Below are 2433 nucleotides of genomic sequence, written 5' to 3'. Positions count from 1 at the left end.
CAAACTATCCAACTCAGCTCTTTTCGCGGATGACAAGATGCCCTCTTTTTGTAGTAAATAAAGGGCATCCAGAACACTTCGATTTTCTATTGGCGCGGCCTTTATAGCCAACTTACAAGCAAGCAAACTGGCTGCTCGTTGCTGATCAGGCGTAGCGCCCTGTATTTTCCTCGCAACTTCCGGTGAAGCCAATTCTAAACGCATCGTTAGTTAGCCCTTTAGATTCTTCGGTGGTGGCTTCATGACATCGTAACGAGGGAAAACGAGGTCAAATGGTAGTTATTTCAAAAAAGAATAGTGATTGTCGTACCGTGTAAGCGGCTCGATCGGCAACCATTCTGACGGAATATACGGAGAATCCACTTTGATCTTGTAACCATGTCGCCACGCAATCTTGCTGTAGATGACAGCAGGAGTGCAAATCAGATCTGCCGTATAGCCGCTTTCGTCATTGCTGCGCGCACCTATCGCCTTGGGCGACACAAGCTCTAAAAGCGTACTCTGCATTTTCTCAACGTCGCCTTGAGCAAGGGCAAGAAAGAAATGGTGATCGAGCAAATATTTTTGTTGATTACTCGCCTTCGGCGGATCACCAAGAACCTTTTCGCAGCGCACTATTAACCGCTGCCAGTCGCCACGCAACGCCACATTCGCTTGGTATGCCCAGAAATCGAGGGTTTTATGATTTTCCACACGTTTCATGTCGTATGCCAAATCATAATGCGCGAACCAATCAATTAATGCATCATTGTTTGACATGAGTGGTTTCAATAGTTGCGGGAAACCTCGTCCCCAATCCGGGTCAGCCTCTTGCATCTGGTAATAAAATTGATCTAACTTGGCCGCTACATAGCACCACTGTCTCATTGCAAGCAGATCATGATCTTGAAACCATGCGAGCATAGCACCGGCTTGAGCGTGCGCTGATAAAGACATTGCACAAGCGCGTGGATTTCCACTACTTTGCAAAATAAATTGCACCGTAGTTTGAATGTCACTATATCCCCCCTCTAGATGAGATTTGACATGAGCAAGTCGTTTGCTTGCCTTCTCTGCATAAGCTTTTGTATCGATAGTATTTTTCATAGAACTTTATTTATTTAATTCGAACAATTGTAACTTGTCCGTTAGCACGGTCAACGCCCGCAACGCCTTTAACTAACGTGCCATTTTTTCTTGCCATGTCCACTGCTTTGAAGGCAGGGGACGTTGGGTCAATTCTAAGGAGCACATTTTGCACCCACTCATCTGACATCTGCATCGCATTCCCAGCACCTTCTTGAGAAAGTTTGAACGTACCATTCGTCATTTGCTTAGAGTCGATCAGAATGGTAACAGTCCCGTCAGAATTCTGAAGTACGTGATCAAAGCCATTGTTGCTGCCATACTTCCCACCTTCCAAAGAATTGAGTCCTTGTCGTTGAGCCACTGACTCCACTATGGTTTCCGTCACGGCGCCAGATTTGTCTCCCTGCGCTGCCACCTGTTTCGCCAGGTTTGCCTCGGCAGGCGTCAGATCTATCAACGCATAACCATTGCCAGTTACTTTAGTGGCGTTAACACCACCAGAAGCGACAGGAGAAACAGGCGTCAGCTCATTCAGCGCCAATATTCCGGAATTGCCAGATGCGCCATTTGCCACCTTCGGCGCTGTAGTTATGACCGCAGCACCTCTACTTGCCAAGGCAGCATCGGCGGCAATACCCGCAACGCCACCAACCATGCCATATAACAGCTCGGCCGCGCCAGACGATATCCCGAACATACTCTGCAACGCTTGCCCGCCGATCGTTGGCTGTACTTGGCCGTTAATCGACGTACTTACACCTGCCTTAGATTGATCCAACCCCCAACCTGTCAACGCAACCCCGCCCGCTGCTACAAGGCAACCCACGCCCGTCTCTGGGCAAGTTATTGCGCCGCCTGCTGTAATGCCCGCTCCAGCCACCGCCGTTGCCGCGCCACCCACCGCCTGCAAAGTACCTAATGTCCGCGTCGTTATCTGGTATGTATTGTTGATACGCTTGCCAGCGTCAAAATTTGCATCACTGAACACACCGGTCGTTGTGTAGCCGAACATGGCGGTTTGCTGCGATAGCTTCAGGCGCTCACCTGCTAGATCCGGACTATTTCCCAATGCTTCGACTTGGGTGTAGTAGTTATACTCTTTACTACCTACGGCGTATTCTGCCGAGCAGTGGGCTAACGCGCACGCTGCGGCACTTAACCGTGCCTCTAACGTTGGATTGCCGTTGGCGAGCTCGTGAATGCGTTGTTTCTCCTCCGGATGCAGTTGTCGATTGTTAGCCTCGACATTCAATCCCGAAGCCGCCCCGGCAGCACCGCCTATCGCCGCGCCCAGCGCCGTTGCTGCGATCTGCGCCAATCCCTGCTTCAGGTCTTTCGGCAGATCCATCTTGTTGATTTCATCGC

The 2433-nt window shown here is 50.1% G+C and carries 2 protein-coding genes and 1 pseudogene; all 3 read right to left on the bottom strand.

The features are described 5' to 3' along the window. Positions 1-204: pseudogene (locus KHU33_RS25985) on the bottom strand (hypothetical protein); the annotation flags it as partial. 75 nt (positions 205-279) lie between these two features. Then, positions 280-1086, bottom strand: a complete 807-nt coding sequence (locus KHU33_RS25980) for an Imm49 family immunity protein (protein WP_211468423.1) — start codon at positions 1084-1086, stop codon at positions 280-282. Positions 1087-1096: 10 nt separating this feature from the next. Continuing rightward, positions 1097-2433 (bottom strand): hypothetical protein (locus tag KHU33_RS25975; protein ID WP_211468421.1); only part of this gene is annotated, 1337 nt, incomplete at its 5' end.

This window comes from Collimonas silvisoli (assembly GCF_018305005.1).
Taxonomy (GTDB): domain Bacteria; phylum Pseudomonadota; class Gammaproteobacteria; order Burkholderiales; family Burkholderiaceae_D; genus Collimonas; species Collimonas silvisoli.
This window is presented reverse-complemented; position numbering and strand designations above follow the sequence as displayed.

Excerpts from the sequence above, each read along its gene's own strand:
- KHU33_RS25980 (WP_211468423.1), bottom strand. The coding sequence starts at position 1,086 with ATGAAAAATACTATCGATACAAAAGCTTATGCAGAGAAGGCAAGCAAA.